Annotated in this window: 12 protein-coding genes; 4 read left to right on the top strand and 8 right to left on the bottom strand. The window is 54.4% G+C overall.

All coding sequences use genetic code 11. The features are described 5' to 3' along the window. Positions 1-146 precede the first annotated feature (146 nt). Genes mdlC through QQL85_RS23695 form a run of 3 tightly spaced genes read left to right on the top strand, consistent with a single transcriptional unit; the run spans position 147 to position 3,999 of the window. Positions 147-1,733, top strand: coding sequence for a benzoylformate decarboxylase (mdlC, locus tag QQL85_RS23705; RefSeq protein ID WP_284356898.1), 1,587 nt, complete (start codon positions 147-149; stop codon positions 1,731-1,733). An 8-nt stretch (positions 1,734-1,741) separates the two neighbouring features. Beyond that, positions 1,742-2,923, top strand: coding sequence for an alpha-hydroxy-acid oxidizing protein (locus QQL85_RS23700; RefSeq protein ID WP_284356899.1), 1,182 nt, complete (start codon positions 1,742-1,744; stop codon positions 2,921-2,923). Continuing rightward, positions 2,920-3,999 (top strand): enolase C-terminal domain-like protein, encoded by a 1,080-nt coding sequence (locus QQL85_RS23695; RefSeq protein WP_284356900.1) that lies wholly within the window; start codon positions 2,920-2,922, stop codon positions 3,997-3,999. Before QQL85_RS23700 ends, QQL85_RS23695 begins: the two co-directional genes overlap by 4 nt. 35 nt (positions 4,000-4,034) lie before the next feature. Here the strand turns inward: QQL85_RS23695 and QQL85_RS23690 are convergent, their stop codons facing one another. From QQL85_RS23690 to QQL85_RS23680, 3 genes are all read right to left on the bottom strand, one after another. Next, positions 4,035-4,994, bottom strand: coding sequence for an AraC family transcriptional regulator (locus QQL85_RS23690; RefSeq protein ID WP_284356901.1), 960 nt, complete (start codon positions 4,992-4,994; stop codon positions 4,035-4,037). Between the two features lie 68 nt (positions 4,995-5,062). Then, the gene (locus tag QQL85_RS23685; RefSeq protein ID WP_284356902.1) at positions 5,063-6,310 is read right to left on the bottom strand and encodes an OprD family porin; all 1,248 of its coding nucleotides are present in this window, start codon (positions 6,308-6,310) and stop codon (positions 5,063-5,065) included. Between the two features lie 167 nt (positions 6,311-6,477). Further along, a complete protein-coding gene (locus tag QQL85_RS23680; protein ID WP_284356903.1) occupies positions 6,478-7,818 on the bottom strand; it encodes an MFS transporter in 1,341 nt (446 codons plus the stop codon). Positions 7,819-7,960: 142 nt separating this feature from the next. On the opposite strand from QQL85_RS23680, the gene QQL85_RS23675 reads away from it, so the two are divergent. After that, positions 7,961-8,851 (top strand): LysR family transcriptional regulator, encoded by an 891-nt coding sequence (locus tag QQL85_RS23675; protein WP_284356904.1) that lies wholly within the window; start codon positions 7,961-7,963, stop codon positions 8,849-8,851. 232 nt (positions 8,852-9,083) lie between these two features. On the opposite strand, the gene catA is transcribed toward QQL85_RS23675, so the two are convergent. From catA to benA, 5 genes are all read right to left on the bottom strand, one after another. Then, on the bottom strand, positions 9,084-10,010 hold the full coding sequence (catA, locus tag QQL85_RS23670) for a catechol 1,2-dioxygenase (protein WP_284356905.1): 927 nt from the start codon (positions 10,008-10,010) through the stop codon (positions 9,084-9,086). 141 nt (positions 10,011-10,151) lie between these two features. Further along, on the bottom strand, positions 10,152-10,910 hold the full coding sequence (locus QQL85_RS23665; protein WP_434482170.1) for a 1,6-dihydroxycyclohexa-2,4-diene-1-carboxylate dehydrogenase: 759 nt from the start codon (positions 10,908-10,910) through the stop codon (positions 10,152-10,154). A gap of 118 nt (positions 10,911-11,028) precedes the next feature. Continuing rightward, positions 11,029-12,039 (bottom strand): benzoate 1,2-dioxygenase electron transfer component BenC, encoded by a 1,011-nt coding sequence (gene benC, locus QQL85_RS23660; protein WP_284356907.1) that lies wholly within the window; start codon positions 12,037-12,039, stop codon positions 11,029-11,031. A 56-nt stretch (positions 12,040-12,095) separates the two neighbouring features. Then, on the bottom strand, positions 12,096-12,581 hold the full coding sequence (gene benB, locus QQL85_RS23655) for a benzoate 1,2-dioxygenase small subunit (RefSeq protein ID WP_284356908.1): 486 nt from the start codon (positions 12,579-12,581) through the stop codon (positions 12,096-12,098). After that, complete coding sequence (gene benA, locus QQL85_RS23650) at positions 12,578-13,936, bottom strand: benzoate 1,2-dioxygenase large subunit (protein ID WP_284356909.1); 1,359 nt, start codon at positions 13,934-13,936, stop codon at positions 12,578-12,580. The genes benB and benA overlap by 4 nt, the downstream gene beginning before the upstream one ends. Positions 13,937-14,200 lie beyond the last annotated feature (264 nt).

Genomic DNA, 14,200 nt, shown 5'->3' with positions numbered 1-14,200 from the left:
ACCTCCGAAAATGCTGTCAAAGCGTCACAGAAAGGCATGAGCATTAAAATAGAATTCATCTATATATAATTTTAGAATCTATCTATTTGATCTATTTAGGTCTCGATTTTATCGTGGGATTCACCATTTGGTAAGAGATAAAAATCATGGCTTCGGTACACGGCACCACATACGAACTCCTGCGACGTCAGGGCATCGATACCGTCTTCGGCAATCCTGGCTCGAACGAGCTCCCGTTTTTGAAGGACTTTCCGGAGGATTTTCGATACATACTGGCTTTGCAGGAAGCGTGTGTGGTGGGCATTGCAGACGGCTACGCGCAAGCCAGCCGGAAGCCGGCCTTCATTAACCTGCACTCTGCTGCTGGTACCGGCAATGCTATGGGCGCACTCAGTAACGCTTGGAACTCACATTCCCCTTTGATCGTCACTGCGGGCCAGCAGACCAGGGCGATGATTGGCGTTGAAGCCCTGCTGACCAACGTCGATGCAGCGAACCTGCCGCGACCACTGGTCAAATGGAGCTACGAGCCCGCAAGCGCGGCAGAAGTACCTCATGCAATGAGCCGGGCTATCCATATGGCGAGCATGGCCCCACAGGGCCCTGTCTATCTCTCGGTGCCCTATGACGATTGGGATAAGGATGCAGATCCTCAGTCCCACCACCTTTTTGATCGCCACGTCAGTTCGGCAGTACGCCTTAACGACCAGGATCTCGAGATTCTTGTGAAGGCTCTCAATGGTGCATCCAACCCTGCAATCGTCCTGGGCCCGGACGTCGACGCAGCAAATGCGAACGCAGACTGCGTCAAGTTGGCCGAGCGCCTCAAAGCTCCGGTCTGGGTTGCGCCATCCGCTCCACGCTGCCCCTTCCCTACCCGTCATCCTTGCTTCCGTGGATTGATGCCAGCTGGCATCGCCGCTATTTCTCAGTTGCTGGAAGGTCACGATGTAGTTTTGGTAATCGGCGCTCCAGTGTTCCGCTACCACCAATACGACCCAGGTCAATATCTCAAACCTGGCACGCGACTTATTTCGATAACCTGCGACCCGCTCGAAGCAGCACGCGCGCCAATGGGCGATGCGATCGTGGCAGACATTGGCGCGATGGCTAGCGCTCTGGCCAAGTCGGTTGAAGAGAGCAGCCGCTCACTCCCAACAGCAGCCCCGGAACCGGCGAAGGTTGACCAAGACGCTGGCCGACTCCACCCGGAGACAGTGTTCGACACACTGAACGACATGGCCCCGGAGAATGCGATTTACCTGAACGAATCGACTTCAACGACCGCCCAGATGTGGCAGCGTCTGAACATGCGCAACCCAGGCAGCTACTACTTCTGTGCAGCTGGCGGCCTTGGCTTCGCACTTCCAGCAGCAATCGGGGTTCAACTCGCAGAGCGCGAACGACAAGTCATCGCCGTCATTGGTGACGGATCGGCGAACTACAGCATCAGTGCGCTTTGGACTGCAGCGCAGTACAACATCCCCTCCATCTTCGTGATCATGAACAACGGCACCTACGGTGCGTTGCGATGGTTTGCCGGTGTACTCGAGGCTGAAAACGTACCCGGCCTGGATGTACCAGGCATCGACTTCTGCGCACTCGCCAAGGGCTATGGTGTTCAAGCGCTGAAAGCCGACAATCTTGAGCAGCTCAAGGGTTCGTTACAAGAAGCGCTTTCTGCCAAAGGCCCGGTACTTATCGAAGTAAGCACCGTAAGCCCGGTGAAGTGAGGTAAACCATGAGCCAGAATCTCTTTAACGTCGAGGACTATCGCAAGCTCGCGCAAAAGCGCTTGCCGAAGATGGTGTACGACTATTTGGAAGGTGGGGCTGAAGACGAATATGGGGTGAAACACAACCGTGACGTCTTTCAGCAATGGCGATTTAAGCCGAAACGGTTGGTAGATGTCAGCCGCCGCTACCTCGAAGCCGAAGTGCTTGGAAAGAGGCAGTCGATGCCTCTCTTGATTGGGCCAACTGGGCTGAATGGTGCGCTCTGGCCTAAAGGGGATCTCGCCCTTGCTCGAGCAGCAACCAAAGCCGGAATCCCGTTCGTGCTGTCGACCGCCTCCAACATGTCCATTGAAGACCTCGCTCGTCAGTGTGATGGCGATCTGTGGTTCCAGCTCTATGTGATCCACCGAGAGATCGCACAGGGGATGGTACTTAAAGCCCTGCATTCCGGTTACACCACGCTGGTGCTCACGACAGACGTTGCAGTTAATGGCTATCGCGAACGTGACCTTCATAACCGATTCAAGATGCCGATGAGCTACACCCCTAAAGTGATGCTGGACGGATGCCTGCATCCGCGCTGGTCGCTCGATCTGGTGCGCCACGGCATGCCTCAACTGGCCAACTTCGTCAGCAGTCAAACGTCTAGCTTAGAGATGCAGGCAGCATTGATGAGCCGCCAAATGGATGCCAGTTTCAACTGGGAGGCATTGAGATGGCTGCGTGACCTCTGGCCGCACAAACTGCTCGTAAAGGGCTTGCTCAGTGCTGAGGACGCTGATCGCTGCATCGCTGAAGGTGCCGACGGTGTGATCCTGTCAAACCACGGCGGTCGCCAACTCGATTGCGCGGTATCGCCAATGGAAGTTTTGGCTCAATCCGTAGCGAAAACTCGAAAACCGGTACTTATCGATAGCGGTTTCCGACGGGGTTCGGACATCGTGAAAGCGCTTGCATTAGGTGCCGAGGCTGTACTCCTGGGACGTGCAACCTTGTATGGCCTTGCAGCACGAGGTGAAACGGGTGTTGACGAGGTGCTAACCCTCCTCAAAGCGGATATCGACCGCACCCTGGCCCAGATTGGATGCCCTGACATCACCTCCCTCTCTCCTGATTACCTCCAAAGCGAGGGAGTGACTAAAACCGCTCCAATCGATCACCTCATTGGTAAAGGAACACACGCATGAGTGCAGTATTGATCACCGGCCTGAAGACGCGAGCCGTCAATGTCCCATTGGCCTACCCCGTTCACACCGCCGTTGGAACCGTTGGCACAGCGCCACTTGTTCTGATCGACCTGGCCACCAGTGCCGGCGTGGTAGGCCATTCCTACCTATTCGCGTACACCCCGGTCGCTTTGAAGTCCCTGAAGCAGCTCCTAGACGACATGGCAGCCTTGATCGTCAATGAACCATTGGCGCCGATTAGCTTGGAAGCCATGCTCGCAAAACGCTTTTGCCTGGCAGGTTATACGGGGTTGATCCGAATGGCCGCTGCTGGCATCGATATGGCAGCTTGGGATGCGTTGGGTAAGGTTCACGAAACGCCACTGGTGAAACTCCTCGGTGCCACCGTGCGACCAATTCAGACCTATGACAGCCACAGTCTGGATGGAGTCAAACTCGCGACCGAACGCGCCGTGACCGCAGCAGAACTTGGATTCCGAGCGGTTAAGACCAAGATCGGCTATCCGACATTGGATCAAGATCTCGCAGTCGTGCGCAGCATCCGTCAAGCGGTAGGTGACGACTTCGGGATCATGGTCGACTACAACCAGAGCCTGGATGTACCCGCTGCCATCAAACGCAGCCAGGCGCTGCAGCAAGAGGGCGTCACCTGGATTGAAGAGCCGACGCTTCAACACGATTACGAAGGTCACCAGCGTATTCAAAGCAAGCTCGATGTACCCGTCCAGATGGGTGAGAACTGGCTCGGCCCTGAGGAAATGTTCAAAGCATTGAGAGTCGGTGCATGCCGGTTGGCTATGCCAGATGCAATGAAGATCGGTGGCGTGACAGGTTGGATCCGAGCTAGTGCACTCGCACAACAATTCGGCATTCCTATGTCCAGCCACCTGTTCCAAGAAATCAGCGCTCACCTGCTAGCCGCCACACCGACTGCGCATTGGCTGGAGCGTTTGGATCTTGCCGGGAGCGTCATCGAGCCAACTCTCACTTTTGAGGGAGGGAATGCGGTGATTCCGGATCTGCCTGGCGTTGGGATCATCTGGCGCGAGAAAGAGATCGAGAAATATCTGGTGTAACGCTCAAGACAAGGCCCGCTTTTGCGGGCCTTGTCTTATACGGACTTGCCATGCTTTAGCGTTTCAGAAGGTAGCTCTGAAAACCTAGCTTTGTATTCAGCCGAGAAACGACCCAAATGGGTAAAACCATAATCCATCGCGAGTTCAGTTATACTCTTTTTTCGGCCATCAGCATTCAACAACATCGCACGTATCCGATCTAGCTTCCTACTCACGAAGTACCGCCGGGGCGGCTCTCCCACGTGCTGACCGAAGAGGACATAGAGGCTGCGCACACTTACGTTGGCATAACGAGCCAACGCCTCAGGCGTGAGATCTTGCTTCAAGTTGTCCTCAATATATTGCAGCACCTTACGCAATACTTGACTCTGAACCCCCTCTCCCTTTACATCTAGATTAGTCAAAAAAGACGTAAGCGCTTTGAAGATAATAATTTGAACATAGTGCTCTTGAACTGCACGTATCACGTTTTCACTTTCGATTTCGCTACATACAAGGCTCAACAGCTGCGCAACCCCTTCCAGGTCGATCAACTTATAGACCTTGTCCTCAAAGCGTAGGCCTCCGGCCGGCAGGCACCAGCGCTGAAGCTCACACACCTTGCCGATCAAATTTACTGGAATTTTCAAAATGAATTTTTCACAGTCATCCGAATAAGTGAAATCCACTTCATCTTGTGGATTAATCACTATCAGATCACCAGCAAGCAGGATACGCCGACCATTGGAATGGCGTTGCAGGCAGCTTCCGCTCAGCATGATTTGAATGTGAAATTTGTCTCGAAGAGCTGTCGATGTAACGCGCGTTTCGCTTCCATATCTGATTCTACAAAAATCAAGTTCTGATACCTGCCGGTGAATGAGCATCGCCTCGCGACGCACATCGGCGATGGCGATCGAGTGATTTCCAACATGCTGATTAACATAGGCTGAAACCAAACGAGGATCTGCAAGATCGTAGACTTTACTACGCTCACTTAACAGTTCAATACTCATAATTACGGCCCTTAACGAAAAGTGCTGAGGACGCACGCCTTGGAACACAAGGCGTGCTGCACAGCTGGTTACCAGAATTTCCAGGTATAGCTTGTAATCAGACGATTCTCATCAAAGTCTGCACCGTATTTTGTCTTGACCTTGATATTTCGGCCTTCAAAAGCCAATCCACTGAACGGGCCGCTTTGAATAACATAAGAGAGTATAAAGTTTGTCTCGCTTTCGACGTTATCAGAAAGACCAGGGCCCCGATCGATGTTTGTGCCACGCAGATAACGGGTCATAAACTTCAATCCTGGCATACCCATTGCTGCGAAGTTATAGTCGTAACGGGCTTGCCATGAGCGCTCTTGGGCCTTGTAGAAGGCAATGGTTGACCAGTTGACCAGGAATGGCTGCGGCGCATAGCCATTGAGCAAAGGGAACGCATCATCGCCATACATACGTTGGTAAGCTGCGGTGAAGGTATGTCCACCTTTGGTAAGCGCAGTCATCACTCCAAGAGAGCTATTATCAAGACTACCGGAAAGCTTTGCACCTTCATCTTGAGTATTATAATAGCGAAGGTCTGACTTCAACGTATAGCCATTACCCAAGTCGATGGCATACGCTGCCGCAGCGTAATGTTGCCTATAAATATCTTCCAGCTGCCCGAAGTAATACGTCGTATTGAACTGCGGAGTAAAGTCGTATCGCGCCCCGGCAAAGTTCAAACCATCACTGCTCTGCGCAGGTGAATCACCAAACAGGTAAATATCTTCCCTGTTCGAAGATTCACGAGTAGCAGTTTTCCAGAACCGACCAGCATTCAGCGTCAGCTTAGACCACTCCTTTGACTCAACCGTCGCCCCTTCATAGGTGGTGATGAGCTGCCTGGAGTCATCGTAAAAAGCGACAGGAAGCATTGGCCGATGCTCACCGACTTTGACTTCAGTGTTAGAGAATTTAATCTTCGCTGCCACACTTGCACGACCGTAGTCCGTGACAGGCCTGCCTTTACTGTCGTCGTAGGGAAGAACGGTATCCGGCCCACGACCACCGCCACCGTCGAGCCGGTATGCGTACTGCCCGAAAGCATCCAACCCAAACTTTACAGGCCCGTCAGTGTATCCCGACTTGAACTGTAGATCGAACCCTTGGCTCCAGCTACCCACACGCGACTTTGGAGCATTGTTCTGCTTAAAGTCTCTGTCGTAATAAAAGTTACGAAGACCCAAAGTGAGATGGCTATCCTCAAATACATCCGCGCTACCTGTAGCCGCATACATTAACGCCAAACCTGTGGCAGCCCAAACCATCCGATCGATCTGTTTCATCCAACCCACTCCGAATTATTATTGTGTGCGAGTTTTTCTAGTGCGCACTCACCCCAGCCACGAACATGGCCAAGGGTGATGTGCTTAATAAAAAAGGCGCGACGCAAGCGCCGCGCCGAAACCCGTTACAGGCGAGCTATATACCTGGACGGGGTGTTACAAGAAGGTTAAGCGCTCTGCTTAAGTGGGGTTTCAGCTGATAGCCGACCTGCGTGTCTTTGGGAAATCATCATCACAGCTATAACAGCTATGACCCCTGGCAGACCGAACAGGAGGAAATTCTGCTCAAAGGGCAGGCTTAGGCTGTAGAGGTAGCCACCAAGAAGCGGGCCTGCCACTGCGCCACAGCGTCCGACAGCAGCCGCCATGCTGACACCGGTAGAGCGTGCATTGGCGGGATAAATGTCGGCAGCGAGCGTATGCACGACAGAGAGGCATCCGACTGTTGCCCCGCCGGCAACCAACAGCAGAATGTACAAGGTCATGGGGCCGGGACGAACGCCGAGGAGCGAAATCGAGATGGCGGAAAGCGCGAAGAATACCAGCAGCGTTGCCTTACAGCCCCAACGGTCTGCGACGAAACCACTGGCCAACTGACCGAACAGAGCACCGATGTTCATGATCAGCAGGAAGGTAATACTCGACCCCAGAGGATAGCCACCGCTATTCATGAGCTTTGGCAACCAGGTGTTCAGGCCGTACACCATGAGCATGCACATACCAAAGGCAACCCAGACCATCAGGGTAGCGAACGCACGCGCGTCGCTGAACAAGGAGGCCATGGACGTTCCGGCAGTATTGGCTACAACGTCGACTTCGTACTGGGTGCCGCTGATGTGACGATGGTTAGGATTGATACGCTGCAGCAGTGCACCGACATCCTCGTGGCGTTTTTTGTGTACCAGGTACGCCACCGACTCAGGGAGGGTTTTATACAGCAGAGGCAAGCAGAGCAGTGACAGCCCTGCGATATAGAACGGGGAATGCCAACCCAACATCGGAATGAGGTAGATACCTGCCAGAGCCGAGAGCAAGCCACCTACCGCGAAGAAGCTGAGCATCAGATTGATGAGGCGGTTCCGGTACTGGGTTGGTGCCATTTCTTTCAGGATGGTTACCAGGTTCGGTACTACACCACCCAATCCCACGCCGGTGAGGAAGCGGCAAATCGCGAACGTAATAGAGTCGACAGCGAAGGCGTTCGCGAAGGCTGCAACACTGAAGAGCGCGACGCAGAAAAGGATAATCGGGCGGCGCCCGAAGCGATCGGCGGTAGTACCAAGGAGCACGGCACCGACCATCATGCCCAACATGGAGCTAGAGCCAAGCATCCCAGCTTGAGAAGGTGACAGATTCCATTCAGTCATCAAGTGCGGCAGCACGGAACCGTAGATGACCAGGTCGTAGCCATCGAACAGCATGATGAAAGAGCACCAAAAGACCAGGAGAAAATGGAAGCGACTGAGCTTTGCGGTATCGAGGATACCGACTGCGCTGATGCGTTGCATGGCATGTACTCTTGTTGTTTTTTTGAAGTGATCGAACGAGAGCTACGAACCCCAGATCCGTTCGACCCTCACGTTATGGGGTGTTGCCTAATAGATCAAATAGATATATTTTTGAATTTAAAATAAGCAGGATCTATTTAGCATGATCGATCTCAACCTTGTCCGTGTCTTCGTGACCATCTTCGAAACCGGCAGCGTTAGCGGGGCAGCGGAGCGTCTCCACGTTACACAGCCGTCCGTGAGCTATGCCTTGGCTAGGCTCCGTGACCAATGGGGTGATCCGCTTTTCAAGCGCTCGCGTGAAGGCATGCAGCCCACCGTTTTAGCTTCACAGCTCTACGGATCCTTCCGTTCGTCACTTAGTGATATCGAGCGTGCGGTGGCACTCACCAAAAAGTTTGAGCCGCACCTCTCGACTCGCCGTTTCCGTGTTGCTTTGTCAGATTTGGGGGAGGTTTTCTTCCTCCCGCATATATTGCGCGGACTGCAGAGCACGGCGCCACTCGTCGAATTAGAAGTGATTCAGGTCGAGATAGATCGCATGGACGAATGGCTGAAGACAGGAAAAATCGACGTCGCGATCTGCAACCGAAGCTTCCTACCTGTCCAAGCAAAATGTGAACTCATGTTTGAAGAGCGGTATGTCTGTATGGCTCGCAAGGATCACCCACGCATCGAAAATGAACTCTCTATGCAGCAATACCTCGAAGAACGCCATGTAGTCGTATCAGCAGGTACCGGCCACCATTTTGTTGAGGATCGACTGAGAGAAGCAGGCGTTGAACGAACAGTGAGCCTACGTGTTCCGCACTTCAGCGTTCTTCCCGAGATCATCTCATCCAGCGACCTGCTGGTGACGCTGCCAGAGCGGGTCGCCAAGGTCTATGCAGAGCGTAATGGCCTCAAGATCATGGAGCTACCATTCACGGTGCCCAAGTTTGAGGTCAGCTTGCACTGGCATGAGCATAGTGGTGATAACACTGCCCAGCTTTGGTTCTGTGAGTTCCTCAAGAGAACGATTTCCTGCTTATAAAAGTCAAGTGCGGACATGTCTGGACAGGTAGGTGCACGCTGGTTGCTAGCATGATTTGGCTCATCAAAGACTCAACTCGGACGTGGCGCAGACATGATCAATAGCCCAAAAGAAAAGCTGAGGCTTCCATTCCTGGCCCATGCGCTCTTAAGCAAACGTAAATTGTATAAATGACAAAGGGCAAGCCCGGGACGAGCCGGCTTGCCCTTTAATCATTTAATCCTTGTAAACCTTAGATTTCTTGCAAGGCTCTCGGACGAGAGCTGCGCTGCTCAGCAGTCGCTTCTGGAGCTGCTTGCAGCTGGAAATCAAAATTCAGCTCAGCGTAACGGCCTGGCACACCACGCGCACCATCCTCTCGGAAGACAATCTCTCCAACCAACCCATCACGAGTGGCATAGGCGAAATCGTCCCAGAGGTATTTTTCGCCAGACAAGTTGATTTGTGTAGTCAGGTGGCGGTGACCAGGTGCCGAGATGAAGAAGTGAATATGCGCCGGTCGCTGCCCATGCCGGCCAAGCAGATCCAGACACTCCTGGGTTGGCCCTTGAGGATCGCACCCATAGCCGGATGGCACAATGGAGCGAGCACGGTAGCGTCCCTCCGCATCGGTGATGATTCGCCGACGCAGATTGTATTCAGATTGGCTCTGATCGAAGAACGAGTATGTGCCCCGGGTGTTGGCATGCCACAGATCCACGGTAGCACCTTCAACTGGTTTCCCGTTCGGATCCAGAACCTGGCCTTCCAAGAACATCACTGCGGCCTGTTGCTCTTCCGTACCATCGTCCATACGAACTTCGGCGTGAGCAATGGGCGCACCCGCGACATATAGTGGGCCTTCAATGGTGCGAGGCGTGCCACCAGTGAGGCCAACCTGCGCATCCTTGGCGTCTTGCAGCAAGTCGAGGAAGTGCTCAATGCCAAGCCCTGCCACCAAGAGGCCAGCCTCACCACGACCACCTAGGCGGTTCAGATAATCAACAGCGAACCAGAATTCATCTTCGGTGATTTCCAGCTCTTCGATCAGTCGCGCGGTGTCTTGCAAGACCCTTAAGATAATGCTTTTGATCCGAGGGCTACCTTCAGCGCTACCGAGACCGGCAGCCTCTTCAAAAAAATTATTGATCTCGGCAGTGTGAGATATCTTCACGGTCATCTTCGTAGGCCTCGTATTTTTCTAATAGAAACGCGAATAGCAGGTGTTTGCTGCGGATAGATGAAGCTAGCGACGCATGCCCGATGCTCGGCTCGATAGATGATTGGGTGCGTCGCGGTGATCACTGATGGGGGTCGTATCTCAGCCTAGATCGCCGCCACCTACAGGAAGCGTGACCCCAGTGATGTAAGAAGCATCATCTGATGCGAGGAAGAGGATCGCTCCGACTTGCTCCTGAATGCTCCCGTAGCGCTTCATCAGGCTGCTGCTGATGGTTTGATCAACGATTTGTTGATACCAAACCTTCTCTTCGTTGCTTTGTTTTTCAGCGTTGCGGGGAATGCGTCGGGGCGGGGCTTCAGTACCCCCTGGTGCGGTTGCATTGACCCGTACTCCCCGATCGGCAATCTCGAACGCCAGGCAAGCAGTCAATGCATTGACTCCGCCCTTCGCAGCCCCATAAGGGACGCGATTGACCCCACGAGTAGCGATCGACGAGACGTTCACGATCGCACCGCTTCGTTGTTTTAGCATGTGTGGAAGCGCTGCATGACAGCACCACAATGTCGGGAACAGGGATCGACGAACCTCCGCCTCGATCTGCTGGGTATCGTAATACTCGAAAGGCTTGGCCCAGATGGTGCCGCCTACGTTGTTAACCAGGATGTCGAGCTTGCCGAACTTTTCAACCGCAGCGTCCATGACGCCCGAGCAGTCTTCATACGACTCCAGATCTGCCGTGAGGGTAAGGATGCCCTCGCCGGCCATTTCGTGGACAAGGGGAGAGCGATCAACTGCAACTACTCGAGCACCTTCAGTCTTGAGTTGCTCACAAACCGCCCGTCCAATTCCCTGGGCAGCTCCGGTCACTAAAGCGACCTTGCCATCAAATCGGTTCATCACTATGACTCCCTGACCTGCTCCCAACTGAATCGGGGGAGCACTTGGCGAATGACGATTGAAGCGTGGAATAAAAAGGGGGCCGTCCACACCCGCACGATGGGGCGACCCCAAAAAATCATGAAGCGGCTGCGAATTTCTCGTAGTGGAAATTGGCCGGTGTGAAACCTTGCTCACGGATGTAGTGATTGACAGCCTCTACCATGGGAGGCGGCCCACACAGGTACACATCAACATCACCATCATTGAGATGACCGCGCTCAATATGCTGAGTGACATACCCCTTTTTCGGATGCTGGCTCTCTGGGTTCGCCACGCATGCACTAAAGGTGAAGTTCGGAATGAGATCGGCCAGCGCCTGCAGACGATCGAGCTCGACCAGGTCGAAGTCGTTGGTGACTCCGTAGATCAGGTGTAACGGATGATCACTACCCTGCTCCGCGATCCTCTCCAGCATCGCGGTGAACGGAGCCAGGCCGGTGCCACCGGCCAAGAGAAGAAGTGGACGCTCGATTGACCGTAAGTAAAAGCTTCCCAACGGCCCGGCCAAATTCATGGTGTCACCGACTTGAGCTTTCCCGGTCAGGAAAGTGCTCATCAGACCACCAGGCACGTTTCGAATCAGAAAGCTGACTTCGCCATCTTTCTGCAAGGAACTGAATGAGTATGCCCGGCTGTGCTCAGTACCTGGCACGCTCAAGTTGACGTATTGCCCAGGCAGGAAGGACAGGCGAGCTAAGGATTCGCCCTTGATCGAAAGCGCAATAGTGCTCTCAGAAAGTAGCTCTAGCCTGCTGATGCTTCCTTGGTAGCTGGACTGTTCGATTTTGCAGACCAAAGAAGACGCTGGAACACTGATGACGCAATCACTTTCCACGCGCATCTGGCAGGTCAGCACATAGCCTTCTGCGATTTCATCTTCGCTCAGGGCATCTTCGATGAAGTTGTCACCTAGGTCGTAACGACCGGATTCAGCCTTGCACTTGCAGGTGCCGCAGGCCCCATCGCGGCAATCGAGCGGGATGTTTACACCTTGGCGGTAGGCGGCATCAGCCACCATTTCATTGCCAGTGGCTTCGATAAAGCGGGTGACCCCGTCCTCGAAATTCAGTGCGATCTGGAAGCTCATGTTGCACCTCGCGAGCGAGCCTCAGCACCACAGGCTTCGGCTCGCTTTACCTCGTCTCAGATGTGATAAACGTCGATGACCTGACGCACGTAGTCGTTCTTCAGCACTACCTTCTTGGCCTTGATCAGCGGCTGCTCGCCGCGCAGATCAAGGGTGTAGAAGCTTGTACCGAAGTAACTGTCGGTGGTCTTGTAGCGGAAGCTCAGCGTATGCCAGTTGAAGCGCACCTGGCAGTTGCCCTCGCCCTGCTCGACGATCTCGATGTTGCTGATGTTGTGCGAGGTGCGAGTATCCGGCACGGTCGCACTGGAGCGCTCGGTCTTGATGCGGAACACGCGATCTTCCAAGCCGCCACGGTTGCCGTACCAGATCAGCGAGATTTCGCTTTGCGGATCTTCGGTGAGCGTGTCGTCGTCATCCCAGGAAGGCATCCAAAAGCTTGCATCGACGGCGTAAAGCTCAAGCCACTGATCCCACTGTGCGTCATCCAAGTAGCGAGCTTCGCGGTAGAGGAAGTCGCGCACGGTTTCATACAGGCTCATTGCACGGCCTCCACAGGGATCAGTTGTTGTTCGTCCTTGAGGGCCTGAATCATGGTGTCCTGCCAATACTTGTGCTGCAGCACAAACAGGCCTTCATCCTCGGTGCGCACGCCGGACAACAGCGGTTCGAGTTCAATCTCCCTGGCCGCCTCATCGGGGCCTTCAACCCAGTGTTTTGCGCCACGGGACATGTCGTTCCAGCCGGTACCACCGCCGTAGCCGGTCTGGCACGAGCGGAACTCTTCCAGGTCGTCCGGGGTGGCCATGCCGCTTACGTTGAAGAAGTCTTCGTACTGGCGGATGCGCTTGGCCCGGGCATCGGCGCTCTCGCCCTTCGGCGCGATGCAGTAGATGGTGATTTCTGTTTTGTTCACCGAGATTGGCCGGGCGATGCGGATCTGCGAGCTGAACTGATCCATCAGGTACACGTTCGGGTACAGGCACAAGTTGCGGGAGTTCTCGATCATCCAGTCGGCACGCGCCTGGCCGAAGTCAGCGGCCAACTGGTCGCGGCGCTCATAGGCGGGACGGTCTTCCGGATTGGCCCAACGCGTCCAGAGCAGCAGGTGTCCGTGGTCGAAGGAATAGAAACCACCACCCTGCTTGGCCCAAGAGCCGGCGCTCATGGTTTTGATCTCGTCGCCGGCCTCGCGCTGCTTGCGCTGGTTTTGAGTGGCGGCGTAGTTCCAGTGCACCGAGCTTACGTGGTAGCCGTCGGCGCCGTTTTCGGCCGTGAGCTTCCAGTTGCCTTCGTAGATGTACGAGCTGGCACCGCGCAGCACTTCCAGGCCTTCCGGCGACTGGTCGACGATCATGTCGATGATCTTTGCCGACTCACCCAAGTGCTCGACCAGCGGTTTCACATCGGCATTCAGACTGCCAAACAGGAAGCCACGGTACGACTCGAATCGTGCCACCTTGGTCAGGTCGTGTGAACCGTCGCAGTTGAAGCTGTCGGGGTAGCCGGCGTTGCTCGGGTCTTTGACCTTCAGCAGCTTGCCACTGTTGTTGAACGTCCAACCGTGGAAGGGACATGTGTAGCTGGAACGGTTGCCGCGCTTGTGCCGGCACAGCATGGCACCACGGTGACTGCAAGCATTGAGGAATGCATTGAGTTCCCCATCCTTGTTGCGCGCGATGAAGATCGGCTGACGCCCCATAGTCAGGGTGAGGAAGTCGTTCTTTTCGGGGATCTGGCTTTCATGGGCTAGGTAGATCCAGTTGCCCTCGAAGATGTGCTTCATCTCCAGGTCGAACAGACGCGGGTCGGTGAACATCTCGCGCTTGCAGCGATAAACGCCCGTTTCGCGATCGTCCTCGAGCATGGCATTGAGGTAGTCGAATCCCAGGGACATGGCCAGGGTCTCCAATTGTTATTGTTCAGGCCAATCAAGGTTAGGGATGCCAAACATGAAGGGATATCCAGCTAGTGCAGATACATGTCCACTTTTTGCATCCATCATCTGAGGACAAAGCACCAACGAAGCGTGCGGATCGCGTAAAAGCGGTGACGTGTTACCGCTTCCGCCGGTGGGAAATGTGTAGGCAAATGAAGACGACCACCTATTGACCCAGCACCCCCTCCCAACTGGAACCTGAGACGGCCAGCCTCTCGCAAA

Origin of the sequence: Pseudomonas putida, assembly GCF_030159595.1 — a bacterium.
GTDB classification, from domain to species: domain Bacteria; phylum Pseudomonadota; class Gammaproteobacteria; order Pseudomonadales; family Pseudomonadaceae; genus Aquipseudomonas; species Aquipseudomonas putida_AC.
The sequence above is the reverse complement of the archived record's forward strand: the minus strand, read 5'-3'. Positions and strand labels throughout refer to the sequence as shown.

Excerpts from the sequence above, each read along its gene's own strand:
- QQL85_RS23700 (WP_284356899.1), top strand. The coding sequence starts at position 1,742 with ATGAGCCAGAATCTCTTTAACGTCGAGGACTATCGCAAGCTCGCGCAA.
- catA (WP_284356905.1), bottom strand. The coding sequence starts at position 10,010 with ATGACCGTGAAGATATCTCACACTGCCGAGATCAATAATTTTTTTGAA.
- QQL85_RS23680 (WP_284356903.1), bottom strand. The coding sequence starts at position 7,818 with ATGCAACGCATCAGCGCAGTCGGTATCCTCGATACCGCAAAGCTCAGT.
- QQL85_RS23685 (WP_284356902.1), bottom strand. The coding sequence starts at position 6,310 with ATGAAACAGATCGATCGGATGGTTTGGGCTGCCACAGGTTTGGCGTTA.
- QQL85_RS23695 (WP_284356900.1), top strand. The coding sequence starts at position 2,920 with ATGAGTGCAGTATTGATCACCGGCCTGAAGACGCGAGCCGTCAATGTC.
- QQL85_RS23675 (WP_284356904.1), top strand. The coding sequence starts at position 7,961 with ATGATCGATCTCAACCTTGTCCGTGTCTTCGTGACCATCTTCGAAACC.
- mdlC (WP_284356898.1), top strand. The coding sequence starts at position 147 with ATGGCTTCGGTACACGGCACCACATACGAACTCCTGCGACGTCAGGGC.
- QQL85_RS23690 (WP_284356901.1), bottom strand. The coding sequence starts at position 4,994 with ATGAGTATTGAACTGTTAAGTGAGCGTAGTAAAGTCTACGATCTTGCA.
- benC (WP_284356907.1), bottom strand. The coding sequence starts at position 12,039 with ATGAGCTTCCAGATCGCACTGAATTTCGAGGACGGGGTCACCCGCTTT.
- QQL85_RS23665 (WP_434482170.1), bottom strand. The coding sequence starts at position 10,910 with ATGAACCGATTTGATGGCAAGGTCGCTTTAGTGACCGGAGCTGCCCAG.
- benB (WP_284356908.1), bottom strand. The coding sequence starts at position 12,581 with ATGAGCCTGTATGAAACCGTGCGCGACTTCCTCTACCGCGAAGCTCGC.
- benA (WP_284356909.1), bottom strand. The coding sequence starts at position 13,936 with ATGTCCCTGGGATTCGACTACCTCAATGCCATGCTCGAGGACGATCGC.